At 46.0% G+C, this 15,110-nt stretch carries 15 protein-coding genes; 6 read left to right on the plus strand and 9 right to left on the minus strand.

Annotated elements, in window-relative coordinates; all coding sequences use genetic code 11:
* Positions 1 to 30: 30 nt before the first annotated feature.
* A complete protein-coding gene (gene tyrS / locus DN730_RS18435) occupies positions 31 to 1,335 on the minus strand; it encodes a tyrosine--tRNA ligase (RefSeq protein ID WP_115469597.1) in 1,305 nt (434 codons plus the stop codon).
* Positions 1,336 to 1,445: 110 nt separating this feature from the next.
* Here tyrS and DN730_RS18440 point away from each other — a divergent pair, with 110 nt between their 5' ends.
* Positions 1,446 to 2,774, plus strand: a complete 1,329-nt coding sequence (locus tag DN730_RS18440; RefSeq protein ID WP_158541240.1) for a M23 family metallopeptidase — start codon at positions 1,446 to 1,448, stop codon at positions 2,772 to 2,774.
* Between the two features lie 58 nt (positions 2,775 to 2,832).
* On the opposite strand, the gene trxA is transcribed toward DN730_RS18440, so the two are convergent.
* The 6 genes from trxA to lptM form a co-directional block, all read right to left on the minus strand.
* Positions 2,833 to 3,159 carry a thioredoxin TrxA gene (trxA, locus tag DN730_RS18445; RefSeq protein WP_115469599.1) on the minus strand — a complete coding sequence of 109 codons (327 nt, stop codon included), beginning with the start codon at positions 3,157 to 3,159 and terminating at the stop codon, positions 2,833 to 2,835.
* 101 nt (positions 3,160 to 3,260) lie between these two features.
* A complete protein-coding gene (locus DN730_RS18450) occupies positions 3,261 to 3,974 on the minus strand; it encodes an HAD family hydrolase (protein WP_115469600.1) in 714 nt (237 codons plus the stop codon).
* Positions 3,971 to 4,639 (minus strand): DUF484 family protein, encoded by a 669-nt coding sequence (locus DN730_RS18455; RefSeq protein ID WP_115469601.1) that lies wholly within the window; start codon positions 4,637 to 4,639, stop codon positions 3,971 to 3,973. The genes DN730_RS18450 and DN730_RS18455 overlap by 4 nt, the downstream gene beginning before the upstream one ends.
* Positions 4,640 to 4,649: 10 nt before the next feature.
* Entirely contained in the window at positions 4,650 to 5,480 is an 831-nt protein-coding gene (dapF, locus tag DN730_RS18460) for a diaminopimelate epimerase (RefSeq protein WP_115469602.1), read from the minus strand.
* A gap of 10 nt (positions 5,481 to 5,490) precedes the next feature.
* Positions 5,491 to 6,744, minus strand: a complete 1,254-nt coding sequence (gene lysA / locus DN730_RS18465; protein ID WP_115469603.1) for a diaminopimelate decarboxylase — start codon at positions 6,742 to 6,744, stop codon at positions 5,491 to 5,493.
* A gap of 9 nt (positions 6,745 to 6,753) precedes the next feature.
* Positions 6,754 to 6,891, minus strand: a complete 138-nt coding sequence (gene lptM, locus DN730_RS19495; protein WP_211313904.1) for an LPS translocon maturation chaperone LptM — start codon at positions 6,889 to 6,891, stop codon at positions 6,754 to 6,756.
* Positions 6,892 to 7,077: 186 nt separating this feature from the next.
* Here lptM and DN730_RS18475 point away from each other — a divergent pair, with 186 nt between their 5' ends.
* A complete protein-coding gene (locus DN730_RS18475) occupies positions 7,078 to 7,959 on the plus strand; it encodes a hypothetical protein (protein WP_115469604.1) in 882 nt (293 codons plus the stop codon).
* A 53-nt stretch (positions 7,960 to 8,012) separates the two neighbouring features.
* Here the strand turns inward: DN730_RS18475 and argH are convergent, their stop codons facing one another.
* On the minus strand, positions 8,013 to 9,416 hold the full coding sequence (gene argH, locus DN730_RS18480; RefSeq protein ID WP_115469605.1) for an argininosuccinate lyase: 1,404 nt from the start codon (positions 9,414 to 9,416) through the stop codon (positions 8,013 to 8,015).
* Between the two features lie 158 nt (positions 9,417 to 9,574).
* On the opposite strand from argH, the gene hemC reads away from it, so the two are divergent.
* From hemC to DN730_RS18500, 4 genes are read left to right on the plus strand one after another with little or no spacing between them, the layout of a single operon-like run.
* Positions 9,575 to 10,501 carry a hydroxymethylbilane synthase gene (gene hemC, locus DN730_RS18485; RefSeq protein ID WP_115469606.1) on the plus strand — a complete coding sequence of 309 codons (927 nt, stop codon included), beginning with the start codon at positions 9,575 to 9,577 and terminating at the stop codon, positions 10,499 to 10,501.
* Between the two features lie 9 nt (positions 10,502 to 10,510).
* Positions 10,511 to 11,263 carry a uroporphyrinogen-III synthase gene (locus DN730_RS18490; protein ID WP_115469607.1) on the plus strand — a complete coding sequence of 251 codons (753 nt, stop codon included), beginning with the start codon at positions 10,511 to 10,513 and terminating at the stop codon, positions 11,261 to 11,263.
* A 1-nt stretch (position 11,264) separates the two neighbouring features.
* Positions 11,265 to 12,521: a uroporphyrinogen-III C-methyltransferase gene (locus DN730_RS18495; protein ID WP_115469608.1), complete on the plus strand. Its 1,257-nt coding sequence runs from the start codon at positions 11,265 to 11,267 to the stop codon at positions 12,519 to 12,521.
* A complete protein-coding gene (locus DN730_RS18500) occupies positions 12,518 to 13,747 on the plus strand; it encodes a heme biosynthesis HemY N-terminal domain-containing protein (RefSeq protein WP_115469609.1) in 1,230 nt (409 codons plus the stop codon). The genes DN730_RS18495 and DN730_RS18500 overlap by 4 nt, the downstream gene beginning before the upstream one ends.
* A 63-nt stretch (positions 13,748 to 13,810) precedes the next feature.
* Here DN730_RS18500 and DN730_RS19105 read toward each other — a convergent pair whose 3' ends face one another.
* A complete protein-coding gene (locus tag DN730_RS19105; RefSeq protein ID WP_158541241.1) occupies positions 13,811 to 14,935 on the minus strand; it encodes a methyl-accepting chemotaxis protein in 1,125 nt (374 codons plus the stop codon).
* Between the last annotated feature and the right edge of the window lie 175 nt (positions 14,936 to 15,110).

Consider the following 15,110-nt stretch of genomic DNA (forward strand, 5'->3'; position numbering starts at 1 on the left):
CGCCTCTATCGTTTGCTTAATTAAGCTGTTTTACAAAGCAAATAAATGGTGCTTCTTTTTACCTAACTTAACTAGGAAGTACTTTCCGAAGTAACCATTTTCAGGGGTGAAAATCTCTGCCGCGGCCATATTATCCTCCATGCCCTTAGCGACACCATTAACGACCACTGAGTTGCGTTGCAGCGCGTCTTTCACTTGCTTACCACTGGCTGCAAGGCCCGCATCAGCCAGCAAAGATGTAAGTGGCGTTTCTGCTAAGTTAACCTCTGCTAAGGAGCTACTTGGTAAACCATCCAACTGAATTTGCTCTAAGTCTTGTTCACTTAGTTGATCTGTTTCACCGCTGAACAACGCTTGTGTAATTCGCTCCGCTGCTGCCAAACCTTCTTCCCCATGAACGAGACGCGTCGCTTCTCGCGCTAGAATCGCTTGCGCTTGTGGTTTACCGCCATTTTCTTGATCGGCCTGCTCAATCGCTTCGATGTCTTCAATAGACAAAAACGTGAAGTACTTCAAGAATTTATATACGTCCGCGTCCGCTGTCCCTAACCAGAACTGGTAGAACGAATATTGGCTGGTTTTTTTAGGGTCCAACCACACAGCCCCAGACTCCGTTTTACCAAATTTGGTGCCATCTGATTTCGTGACCAATGGCACCGTTAAACCAAATGTTTGTGCTTGGTTTTGGCGACGAGACAAATCAATGCCACCAACAATATTACCCCATTGATCACTACCACCAACTTGTAGAGTACAATCGTACAATCGGTTTAGTTCTGCGAAATCCATACCTTGCAATAAGGCGTAAGAGAATTCAGTAAAAGAAATGCCAGAGCCTTCACGATTAAGACGCTGCTGCACAGATTCCTTGTTGATCATCGCATTGACAGAGAAGTGTTTACCGACTTCACGTAAAAAGTCGATCACATTCATGTTACCGGTCCAGTCCAAGTTGTTCACCACTCGTGCTGGGTTATCAACTCCGTCAAACGCGATAAATTGGCTCACCTGACCTTTAATTTTATCGGCCCACCCCGCCACAACGTCAGACGTATTAAGTGATCGTTCCGCCGCTTTGAAGCTCGGATCACCAATCATGCCCGTTGCGCCACCTACCAAAGCGATTGGGTTATGACCCGCATCTTGGCAACGCTTTAGCACTAACAAAGGAACAAGATGTCCAAGGTGAAGACTGTCTGCGGTCGGATCAAAGCCACAATACAACGTACGACGACCAGATGACAAATGAGCACGTAGCTCTTCTTCTGAAGTCATTTGAGCGATTAGCCCGCGAGCCTGCAAGTCCGCTAAAAGGTCGTGGTTTTGTTGTGTCATTGTTAGATCCAAATCCTAATTGAGGGAAGAGTTAATTTGCGTTCAATTATAGCGACTTAGTTGGTAGGATGACATGGCTTTATCCTTAAAAATAGATGACAAAATTCGACATGACGCACTCTCCAAAACTTTGGCTCACTGCTTTTTCTTGCTTCTTAGCATTAGGCGCAGGCTTACTCTTATGGGATACTTTTCGTCATCAGGAACAATCTGAAACTCTCACCACAATTAACCATCCGAAGACAGCTGGCCCCGTTGCGGCGAAACCAGCACTAGACAATGTCAATCTTGCACCAGCTTTACCATCGCCAAAACAAATTCAAACCAAAGAAAAACGAACCATAAAACTCGCTGCAGGTGATTCACTCTCTTCGATACTCACGGCACAAGGCGTAAGCAATCGCCAGATATATCAACTGACTCAAGCCGATACGAAAGAAGCGTTCAAAAAACTGAACCCAAACGATCGAATCACGATTACGCTTGAACAACCCAATGCACAACTCTTGGCACTGACACTCGAACAGGATATTCGGCAATATGAAGTATTCACGGCACAAGAAAATCACTTCAGCCATAAGACAATTCAACGCGCGATTGACGTTATCCCGACCTACAAAGAGGCCCGGATCGAAAGTTCGCTGTTTGTCGACGGAAGCAATGCAGGCATCGCTGACAAACTATTGTTTCAGTTGGCATCTATTTTTAAATGGGACATTGATTTCGCGTTAGATATTCGTCGCGGCGATGCGTTCGCCATACTTTATGAGGAGCAATATATTGATGGTGAAGCCATCGGGACAGGCAATATACTTGCTGCAGAATTCATCAACAATGGACGCTACTTCGAAGCAATTCGCTACCAAACAGAACGACGTATCGACTATTTCACCGCAGACGGCCTGTCCCTTCGCAAAGCATTCATTCGTACTCCTGTCGACTTCAACCGGATATCGTCGCGTTTTAACCCTAATCGGCTACACCCTATTTTTAAAACGACTCAACCCCACCGAGGCGTCGACTACGCCGCATCAGAGGGAACACCCGTACAAAGTTCGGGAGACGGAGAGATCACTTACGCGGGTGACATTAGAGGCTATGGCAACGCGGTGATTATTGATCACGGTCGAGGGTATACAACGCTATACGCGCACTTGCAAGGCTTCGCACCAAACATAAAGACAGGGTACCAAGTCTCTCAAGGAGAGGAAATCGGTTACGTTGGCCAGACAGGTTGGGCTACCGGTCCTCACCTACATTATGAATTTAGGGTCAATGGTATTCACCAAAACCCAGAGACCATTGCCATTCCTAACGACAGTCCCATGTCAAAAGACGAGTTGACGGTCTATTTGCGCTACGCTCAATCGATCAAAGCGACACTGCAGCGCTCACACAGCGCCATGTTTAAGCAAGCCTTATCCCAAATCAGGCGTTGAGCGAAAAAATGGCATAAAAAAAGCCGCTTCCGCGGCTTTTTTCTATCAAAACGAAGACTTACAGTGCGCCTTCAACAAACTCAATCAACTGAGACTTAGAGACTGCTCCCACTTTGGTTGCAGCAACTTCACCACCTTTAATAACAAGTAGTGTTGGAATACCACGTACATTGTACTTAGGGGCCGTTTCTTGGTTTTCGTCAACGTTGATCTTAACGACTTTAACTTTGCCTTCATATTCTTTGGCAACGTCTTCAAGAACTGGTGCAATCATCTTACAAGGACCACACCAAGGCGCCCAAAAGTCTACAATCACTGGCAAATCAGACTTTAACACTTCGTCTTCAAATTGAGCATCAGTAACGTTTGTGATGTTTTCGCTCATAATATTTTCCTTAAAATTCGGTTATTCATTTAATGACTTTAGTGTACCACTAAACTAAAACGTTAAAAATGAGATTCATCAACTAGGTCCATAGAGAATAGCTATAATCCCATATTCTTGATCACTGTGACTAATTCGCGCAAAGAGTGTACCTCAGCGTCTGGCGTTGTACTCCATTCTGAACGCCAGCGCCGCGCTCCATGACGATTAAACCAAATCGCACGAGCGCCGGCCGCCACCGCCCCCTCTACATCATCAATCGGATGATCTCCGATATGAATAATGCGGTCTAATGGAATTCCAGTTTTTTGCGCTAACCGTTGAAATATCTCAGGATCAGGTTTTGCAATCCCCTCTAAATCCGCTCGAATCACAGTTCCAAAATATCGACTAAGAGCGATAGAAGGATGAAAGACATCGGCATTACCATTTGTTAGCGCAGCCAATTCGTATCGTTCGGCGAGCTTATCAAGGGTAATATGGACATCTGGATAAAGATCAATCCTTTGTCGCCAATCATAAAAGACGGAAAAAGCTTGCTCTGCGATGTCATCAGCTTCCTCTGAAGGCAAGCCATAGCGACGCAAAGCGAGCCGATACATCGCTAGTCGCACCTTTGTCACATCGCTGCTTAAGCTTGGATCGGCTTGTAATACATCCTGTTTTAGAGGTGCCATGGTGGGTACATAAAACTGCTCGGCAAAACCTGGATACCGTTCATCAAACCACTTTTCCATGGCGTGCTCAGCACGTACCAATGTCGGATCGACATCCCAAAGAGTGTTATCTAGATCAAATGAAATCAGTGTTTTCATGGCATCAACCTCAACAGCAAGGCACTCAGTAGGTCCGATAGGAAGTCTAGGAACAGAGACCCTTTATCTTTATCAAAATGCCGAAGACGGTTCGAACCGAGCGCTAGCACACCATGATAGACAACTTGTCCCCCTTCTCTGGAAACAAGTGGTAGAATCGCCGAAGACATCACAGCGTCACTTTGCTCCTGAAACAAAAACTCAGACTCTTCCACAGAAAGCACACCACAATAACACCCAGAGTGGCTTAACATCTCCTTCAAAATTGGCTCAGATGACGACCATGAGGCAGTACGGATGGAGCTATCAAACTCTGTGTCTGAAAATAACACCAGTGACAGGAAATCAATCGAGAACTCTTCGCGCATAACATCTTCGACAGCGGCAGCAAAATCGTCGAGCGATTCACAGCTGAGACAGCGCACAACCAACCGACGGCTTTTCTTCATGATGCCTTCGTTCTCTCGTGCCACTTCAACAAGACGCTCAAACTGATTACGGTAATCAGATGTCGACTTACGTAGCATCGAGACTTGTCGTTCCAGCAATGATATAGCACCGCCATGCAAAGGATGAGGAATGGTAAGCCCCTCAAGTAAACTTGGATTTCGTTCAAAAAAATCCGGCGTTTTTTCTAGGTAGCGAACTACGTCCTCTTCCTTCATGAACCCTCACTTATAGGTATATTTGACCTTCAAAGACTTTCTCAGCGGCACCCGTCATAATGATCGGCGTAGATGGGCCTTGCCAAGCAATACGTAGATCTCCACCTGGCAAGTGAACCAGCACATCAGCATCTAACCAACCCTGCTTAATACCTGCAACCACTGCTGCACAGGCCCCAGTACCACATGCCTGAGTCTCACCCACACCACGTTCATATACCCGCAAATTAACTTCTCCACGAGTCACCACCTGCATGAACCCAACGTTTACGTTATTTGGGAAGGCATCGTGGCTTTCCACAGCAGGTCCAATGCTATGCACTAGCTCATCATTCAACTCTTCAACTCGAATGACCGCATGAGGATTACCCACAGAAACTGGCGTAAGCTCAACTGTTTCGCCGTTTGCCTGCACTTGATACAGAGCCTGCATAGCATCAGCCAAGAAAGGCAAATCCGCAGGTTGGAAACTGGGTTCTCCCATATCCACTTGCACATGGCCGTTATCCAGCACATTTAATTGCATCTGTCCGCGCTTTGTTTCGACATTAATTTGTCGCTTATGCGTCAACTCACGGTCCAACACAAACTTCGCAAAACAACGCGCGCCATTTCCACAATGCTCTACTTCTGAGCCATCACAATTGTAGATGCGATAACGAAAATCCATATCAGGATTCGATGGTGGCTCCACCACCAGCAATTGATCAAAACCAATGCCTCGGTTGCGATCCCCTAACCGTTCGATTTGCGCTTTGTTGAAGTAGACCTTACGCGACACTGCATCAACAACAACAAAGTCATTGCCAAGACCATGCATTTTGGTAAATTTAAGCAACACAAGACGCTCCTTAAGCAGGCAGAAGTTGCTCACCAACTAATTGATGATCAATCGTCTCTCGCTCGCGAATAAGATGAACTTTGTCACCATCGACCATGATCTCTGCAGCGCGGCCACGACTGTTGTAATTAGACGCCATAGTAAAGCCATAAGCCCCCGCCGAACGAACAGCCAGTAAGCTACCAGCCTGTAGATCTAATTCACGATCTTTCCCCAAAAAGTCACTGGTTTCACAAATAGGGCCAACTAGATCATAAATACGAGAGCCTTCGGATGTAGCCTCTAGATTCACTTGCACAATGTCCATCCAAGCACCGTAGAGCGACGGGCGAATCAAATCATTCATTGCGCCATCGATGATTGCAAAATTCTTGTGCGGGTTGCACTTAAGAAACTCTACTTTGGTCAACAAAATACCAGCGTTGGCGGCAATGGAACGCCCAGGCTCAAACGCTAGACTTAAATCACGCCCTTTAATTCGCTCTAAAAGTAAATCGGCATAGTCTTTTGGCTCTGGTGGCACTTCATCACGATAGCGGACGCCAAGACCGCCCCCTAAATCGAGATGTTTGATAGTAATGTCTTGCTCAGCAAGTTGATCAATCAGACCTATTAAACGATCAAACGTATCCAAAAATGGCTGAAGTTCAGTTAACTGCGAGCCAATATGGCAATCCACACCCATGACATTTAGGTTTTCCAATGAATCTGCAACGCCGTAGATACGTACCGCATCCTTTATATCAATGCCAAACTTATTATCTTTCAAACCCGTCGAGATGTATGGGTGGGTTTTTGCGTCTACATCAGGGTTAATACGCAAGGAGACTGGAGCAACCAACCCCATTTCTCCTGCAACTTTGTTCAAACGATGTAATTCTGCCTCTGATTCAACATTGAAGCAGTGAATCCCTACTTCTAGAGCGCGGCGCATCTCGTGCTCTTGTTTCGCAACTCCAGAAAACATCACCTTGCTTGGATCACCGCCAGCACGTAGAACGCGCTCTAACTCTCCGATCGATACAATATCAAAACCCGAGCCCATGCGAGCGAGCACGTTTAAAATGGCGATATTCGAACACGCCTTTACCGCATAGCAAATTAAGGTAGGGTGCGTCGCAAAGGCATCAGCATACGCTTTATAGTGACGCTCAAATGTCGCACGAGAATAAACATAAGTCGGAGTGCCGTGCTCCGCAGCAATATCAGTCAATGAAACGTTTTCAGCATGCAACTGATGGCCAGAGTAATTAAAAAAATCCAAGGGAGTACCTCAATAAGCGGTGGTGGTCGTTTCTGCGTTAGATGGCATTGATTCAAGCGGTAAATACAAGGCTCCCTTGTTACCACATGCGGACAACAACAAAACCCCAACCAGCAAAAAAGCGCGCATCAACACAATAACGACCATCCATTAATACAATTTGTTGACAGTATACTGATCCCCTTTGTGATTCCCACCCCCACTCTATACTTTGATAGAAAATCTTTGCCATTTTACCTATAAAGTCACCAACGGTATTTGCTATAGTGCGGATATGAGAATGAGCGGCGTTAACTCTGTTTCAACGACAATGCTATACACTGGATGTACTGCATGAAGTATCTATCAAAGCCTTGGTTAATTGCGCTGTCTGTTGCCGTGCTGCTGCACATTCTTGTGTTTGTAGAGTTAAAAGATCAGGATTGGGGAATCACATCACCCAAAGAACGATATATTACCCCGCAGCTGAATGTTGAATTATTAAAATCTAGCAGCGGTTCAATTCCCTCCTCAGACTCCGATACCGACGTTTTTGAGCCAGAACAGCCTGCTGCCCCTGCTCCTGCACAAAAGCCAACATCGGTGGAGGAAGTCTTAGATTCGGATAGTGCTTCAGCCACTATTGAACCAGCTACTATTAAACCAGCCACCGAAGAGGACACAACTTCACCTCAAAACGCTACAGAGGAAGAATCAGCCACAGCTCCAACATCTACACCTCAGGCCACGGTCGATAACAATCAAAACCAGCCCCCAGTTACATTGGATGACATTCAGCAAGCCGACACTCTACCTGAAGAAAGCGCCTTGGACAGTTATTCCATAGCCCCCCCAGCAGATGATTGGAAACAAAGCAGTTTGCTTGATATTGGTGATAAACCTTACGACTCTGAGAAAGCAGACCCTACGATTGATGCCTTTTCTCCAACATTTAGAGCGCAGCTCAAGCAAGCAATTAAAGACCAGAAAGCGTATAAAAAGGGCTTAGTCAAACCCAAAACATACGACATCACTGAAGATGCTGATGGCACAAAATACGTTAATATAAACGGGGTGTGCTGGAAGCTGCCGGACCCAGACTCAGAAGAAGAGTGGCAAGTTGTGCTATCCGGTTGTGCAGGTCAAAAGGACACATTCCGTTTTGAGTTAAACATTTCGACAGATCTCCTAACACCAGAACAAATGGAGCTGTTACCTTTCGGTGGCACAGAATAAAAAGCCCCGCATAAAGCGGGGCTTTCAACCTTTTTAACGCGGTCACAATTCTATTACACGCGTTTAGCTAATTCATCCTTTGCACGAGCTATGGCTGCTTTCACTTGAGCTGGCGCGGTTCCCCCAATGTGATCTCGGGCTGCAACCGATCCTTCCAAAGTTAGAACGTCAAATACATCAGCTTCAATCATTGAACCAAAGCTTTGCAGCTCCTCAAGCGTCATTTCAGACAGATCACGCCCTTCTTGAACACCAAAGCCCACTGCTTTACCAACGACCTCATGAGCATCACGGAAGGCTACGCCTTTACGCACCAAGTAATCAGCTAAATCCGTTGCGGTACTGAAACCTCGACGTGCTGCTTCATACATGTGTTCACTGCGGGCTTCGATCGCTGGGATCATGTCCGCAAATGAACGTAATGAACCACGCAATGTGTCAACCGTATCAAACAATGGCTCTTTGTCTTCTTGGTTATCTTTGTTGTAGGCCAAGCATTGCGATTTCATCAATGTCAGCAGACTCATAAGATGCCCATAGACACGCCCCGTCTTGCCACGCACAAGTTCAGGCACATCTGGGTTTTTCTTTTGCGGCATGATTGAAGAACCGGTACAAAACCGATCCGGTAAAAATATGAAGTTAAATTGCGCGGACGCCCACATAACCATCTCTTCTGCCCAACGAGACATATGCATCATGATGATTGACGCTGTAGAAGTGAACTCAATCGCAAAGTCTCGATCACTGACCGAATCCAAAGAGTTATAAGTAGGACGTTCAAACCCTAGGAGCTCCGCGGTCATTTCGCGGTCAATCGGATACGTCGTTCCAGCGAGCGCAGCAGCGCCTAACGGCAAAATATTAACGCGTTTTCGGCAATCTAATAAACGCTCATAATCACGTTGCGCCATTTCGTACCATGCCATCAAGTGATGACCAAATGTCACTGGCTGTGCTGTCTGCAAATGCGTGAAGCCAGGCATAATGGTATCGGTATTACGTTCTGCTAGCGATAGGATCCCTTGCTGAAGGCGTGTCACTTCTTCTAACAAAAAATCTATTTCATCACGCATATACAAGCGAATATCAGTCGCTACCTGATCGTTTCGCGAACGCCCAGTGTGCAACTTCTTACCTGTAACACCAATCTTTTGTGTCAAACGTGCTTCAATGTTCATGTGAACATCTTCCAGCTCCACCGACCACTCGAATTCACCGCGTGCGATTTCTTGTTCGATTTCCGCCAAGCCCTGGATAATTTGATCGCGCTCTTCGACCGTTAAAACACCTACTTTTGTGAGCATTTTCGCATGCGCTACAGAACCTTGAATGTCTTGTTTTGCCATCCGCTGATCAAACTCTACCGATGCAGTAAAGCGCGCGACAAACGCATCAACAGGTTCCGAAAAACGACCACCCCATTGCTGGTTTGTGGTTTTATTGGTATCAGTCATCTATTCATTTCCCAGTGTGAGATCAATGTTGCGGCAAGATTACCTGATAGAGCGGCCTTTATAAAGGGCTCCAAGGATGACGCTCATTAGGCAAGGGAGTATGATGTAACAAATTTTTATAGCTTTATCGCTCTTGTATTCCAACACTAGGAGAGAATGTGAAAACGAAAATCGTCATCGCCACGCGTGAAAGTCAACTGGCACTTTGGCAAGCTAACAACGTCAAAGCGTCACTGGAGGCACTGTACCCTGATACGAAAGTCGAACTCCTTGGCATGACGACTAAAGGTGATCAAATCCTAGACAAACCTCTTGCTCAAGTAGGCGGTAAAGGGCTATTTGTAAAAGAGCTAGAAAAAGCACTAATGGATGGCAGTGCAGACATCGCAGTCCACTCTATGAAAGATGTGCCAATGGAATTTCCAGAGGGATTAGGGTTGAGCGTGATATGCGAGCGTGAAGACCCTACTGACGCGTTTGTATCGAACCTCTACCATAGCATTGAAGAATTACCAAATGGCGCAGTAGTAGGCACTTCAAGCCTTCGCCGTGCTTGCCAGATCAGTATGCATCGTCCAGACATTAAGATTAAGAATTTACGCGGCAATGTTAATACTCGCTTACGTAAACTAGATGACGGAGAGTACGACGCGATAGTACTCGCAACAGCAGGTTTGCTTCGTTTAGAAATGGAAGACCGAATTAGAACACGTATTAGCGATGAATTTTGCTTACCTGCGGGTGGACAAGGCGCAATGGGGATTGAGTGTCGTAGCAATGACCAAGAGCTGATCGCAATGCTGGCACCTTTACAGCATCAAGAAACAGCTTATAGAGTAACTGCGGAACGCGCCGTAAATAAACGCCTGAACGGTGGCTGCCAAGCGCCAATAGCTTGCTTCGCGACGCTCGACGGAGATGAGCTCTTTGTGCGCGGGTTAGTAGGTAATACAGACGGAACACTGATCATCCGAAGTGAAATCCGTGGTGCAAAAGAGTATGCAGAGCAACTAGGCACGACGTTAGCAGAAGACCTTCTTGCCAAAGGCGCGCAAGAGATCCTTGATGCAGTATACGGTCGCTAAGGGAGCTGTATGCAAGGAATAAAAGTGCTTGTCACTCGGCCAGAACCAGAAAACAGTGACACCTGTCAGCGACTGTCATCGATAGGTGCTTCGGCGATATCGCTTCCTATGCTGCAAATTAAGCCTTGTAACAGTGAGCACGAGATAAAAAAACTGCATTCACAGTTGTTCAATTTAGACGCTTATCAGTACGTTATTTTCGTCAGCAAAAATGCCGCTCGCTTGGGTGCGGATTTAATTGACGAATGCTGGCCTATGTTGCCAGTCGGTATTCAATGGTTAGGCATAGGAAAGGGCACCACACAACAACTTAATGCGTTACACATTCCAGCAATAAGCAACCCTGGCCACACAACCGAAATGCTCTTGAACTGGCTTAAGCCTGTCAAAATGCGCGAACAAAAAGTACTCATCGTACGAGGTAAAGGTGGACGCCCTGTCCTTGCAACCAGTCTAGAAGAGAGAGGGGCGAAAGTTGACCAACTAGAGCTATACGAGCGCATCGCCCCCATTTACGATGCACAAACATTTTTCTTCCTAGAGCAACCTGACGTAATATGGTCCACCAGTGGAGAAAGCCTAGACAATTTAACCAAGCAGGTTGAGAAACATCTGCCAGATTTTAAAAACATTGCGTTGCTAACACCGAGTGAACGTGTTGCAGAGCAAGCAAGAAGCCATAATTGGAAACGAGTGATTTGTGCACAGGGCGCTGACGACGACAGCTTCATCGCAGCCACAAAGCAGCATTTAGGACGGTAAAATGACCAACAAAAACGATAACGCGCTTGATGACACTACAACTTCTGAGACAAGCAACGCTTCAAACTCAGAGAACAAATCATCAAACGCTACAGAATATGCTCAGTCCGGCATTACCCGAAGCAACACCAAACAGAGTAAAAGCGCACTATCAAGTGCCGCACTGATTGTTGGCATGAGTGCATTGGCGCTCAGTGGCTGGCAGCTTTATCAATCTAAACTTATAAAAAATTCAGATGACGCACTATCCCAAGCGCAAAATAAAATCATCGCTTTAGAGCAGCAGATTGCTCGCCTTGATCGCACAACAAACGCCAATACAACTGTTGTAAAAGGTTTAGCAGGATTCGAGCAAACCCTTCAGAATATTGCACAATCGACAGAACAACAGTTTCAGACAACCGACGAATCGATTATAAAGCTCTCTCAAAAAATTAATCAGCTAGGCAATATCGATAAAAACGATTGGTTGTTAGCAGAAGCGGAGTACTTAATTCGGCTAGCGAACCAACGCCTACTCTTAGAAAAAGACACTCAAAGCGCCATTACCCTGCTCTCGAATGCGGACAATATTTTAGCCGATCTTGAAGACCCTTTGATGTTCGAAACACGCAAAGCGATCGCACAGGATGTCCAAGCCCTCAAATCAGTCTCTAGCTTTGACTTAGAAGGTCGCTATTTACAATTAGCTGCTTTATTCGACCAAGTCCCCGATCTTCCCCAGCGAGAGCCGTCACATGCTTGGCAAGCACAAAAAAATGACCGTATTGAGGTCGAATCAACGTCGGCTTTTAAAACTGTCATGCTGGAGGCGTGGGAAGGCATCAAATCGTTAGTCGTGATTAACTACAATCAAAAACCTATCAAAGCGCTTCTTCCGCCAGCGGAGTACCAAGAGTTAATCACAGGAATTCAACTACAAATAGATGTGGCTCAAGTCGCGTTACTGAAAGGTGAAAGGGAAATTTATGACAGTGCTTTGGCAAGAGTTGCGAGCGCAATCAGCGAACACTTCGACGCCAGTGCTCAATCCACAATCGCTTTTATGACGACTCTTACCTCTTTACAACAAGTCAACCCAAACCCAAGCATCCCGATCCCTCGCGCATCGCTTCAGGCGATGAAAACGCTCATGATACAATGGAATGCCAATACGACATCCACCTACTCACCCGCTGAGGTCGAACCACCTACTCCAGAAGCGCAAACTTTACCAGACACAACGAGCACCGATAACCAAGAGGACACACCATCATGAGAAAGCTATTATTCTCTTTAGTGATCGTCTTGCTGGTGGGTGGGGCCGTCGGTCTGGCTATGAAGCAGGATTCAGGCTACGTACTCATCGCCTTTCAAGGCGTTACCATTGAAATGAGTCTTTGGGTCACGATTGCAATCATAATTCTCGCTTACTTGATGATTAGCGCTCTGTTTAAGCTCATGTGGGTGCTTTTACACCCTAATTCATCATTATCAAAATTGACCGGAAACTTACCACAAAAACGAGCTCTAAAAGGCACGATTAGAGGCATGCTTGAGCTTGCTGGAGGCAACTGGAGTAAAGCAGAAAAACTATTAACGGCTTCAGCAGAAAAAGTGACGTACCCGTTACTGAACTACATCGGTGCCGCCTACGCTGCTAGTGAGCAAGACGAACATGAGCGTTCAAAAGAGTTACTACGCCAAGCCCACAAAACATCTCCCGAAGCAGAGTTCGCGATCAGTTTTGTACAAAGCCAGTTACAACTTAAACAAGGCCATTACGAAGGCGCCTTAGCAACGTTAAAACGCTTACATAAGATGAAACCAAAACATCGGCAGACTCTAAAGATGTTAGTAACGGTATACACCAAACTTAAAGATTGGGATGCTTTACAAGAGCTGACACCGGTCTTAAAAAAACAGGGCATCTATGACGACTCCAACCTTTTAGAGTTGGAAAAAAATGCCTTCTTAGCACTTTTAGAGAAACTTCGTTTCCGCCAAAAAATCGGTCAAGATACCGCTGGTTTGGAGACTGAACTTAACGGCATCTGGAAAAAAATAGACACGTTAGATAAAGACGACGAATTGCTTGTTCATTATGCGTCTGCATTAATCGATTTCGGTAACGAGGAAAAAGCGGAGTCCTTTATACGTCACAGCTTGAATGACCAATGGTCCGACGCACTTATTGCCGTTTACGGTACGCTAGTCGATGTCTCGATGAAGAAAGCACTGTCAAATGTTGAAACTTGGATTCGCCGACAGCCAGACAGCGCCCCGCTTTACCTGACCGCTGGGCGAATATGCCAACGCCAAAAGCTATGGGGCAAAGCACGAGATTACTATGAAAAAGCACTTCAACTTGATGCCAATTCGGATGCGATAAACGAGCTAAGCAAATTGCTACAAGCTATGGGTGACATTGATGTTGCACAAGACTTAATTATCAAACGTATTTCACACAACGCACAACATACTGACAACCTACCACTACCGTAGCGGTAATCACATAAAAACGCCGCAGCACTATCAATGCTTCGGCGTTTTTTACTCTATTGCCAATTATTTAAAGCGTACAACCAACTCGTGCATATCAGATGACACGCGTTGTAACTCCTCCATACTGTTCTTAGCGGCGTCGGCTTCCGACTTAGTACCGGACGCTAGATCTGAAATTCGCACCAATTGACGGTTGATATCCTCAGAAACATGGGACTGCTCTTCGACAGCTGCCGCCATCTGCACAGCCATATCAGAAATGGTCGTAACAGAGCTAACGATTGCCTGCAGTGCCTGTTGCGCTGACGACATTTGACTTAAACCGTTGGTCGCACTTTCACGGCCATTTGCAGCTACTTTTACTGCGCCTTGCGCTCCACTACGTAAACGCTCAATAATCTGATGTATCTCTTGAGTTGAGCCTTGAGTTCGCTGAGCCAGTTTACGTACTTCATCAGCAACCACTGCAAACCCCCGACCATGCTCACCTGCCCGGGCCGCCTCAATTGCTGCATTCAATGCGAGAAGGTTAGTTTGCTCCGCAATCTGGTCAATCATTAAAGCCACTTCGGCAATCCCTTCTGACTGTTTTGACAAATCTTCCACCGAATCACTGATCTGCCCAACTAAGTCTGCTAGAGATTGAATCGACTCGAGCGTCTGGCGTAACGTTTCATCACCGCTTTCAGCGAGTGATTTTGATTCTTTAGCACCATCGGCTGTCAACTGGACATGCTGAGAAACCTCAGACACAGTCGCCGTCATCTGTTGCATTGCCGTCGCAACTTCTTGAGTTTCATGCTGCTGTTGATCAATCTTTTTCGTTGCACTCTGAGTCTGTACAAGCCCTTGCTTAGAGCGCTTAGACACTTCATTCGACTCTTCTTCAATGCGAGTTAAAACAGTATCTAAATGGGTATACTGACTTTTTGCAGCCACTTCTAACAACCCTATTTGTTTAGGTTGATCTGAATAGGTTTTAGCAGCCAGCGGGTGAGTAAAAGAACCACTCAACGCTCTCGAAACAACCCGATGCGTACGCGCTAATTCTTTTGCAAAGTAGCCTGCCAGTACTGTCATTCCGACAAGAGGCGGCAACCAGGCATATTGAAGATCTACAATTGCCACAGCAACCGTGGCTAAGATTGTCGTTGCCGCCGCCGTCCAAGCAAACATATGCGACGGCAACGCTAACCCTTTTTTGCCATCACGCAATTTCTTATATAGTGCTTCTGCTGTGCGGTGACATTATAGTTTGATAAAAGACATTATAGTTTGATGTTTTACAATAATGTTTGATGTTTTTTAGCCTCCTGCTATGCTCAGAAAGTAAGCAGGAGGCTAGATATGTTAGATGCAGATA

Origin of the sequence: Marinomonas piezotolerans (assembly GCF_003362755.1) — a bacterium.
Classification (GTDB): Bacteria; Pseudomonadota; Gammaproteobacteria; order Pseudomonadales; family Marinomonadaceae; genus Marinomonas; species Marinomonas piezotolerans.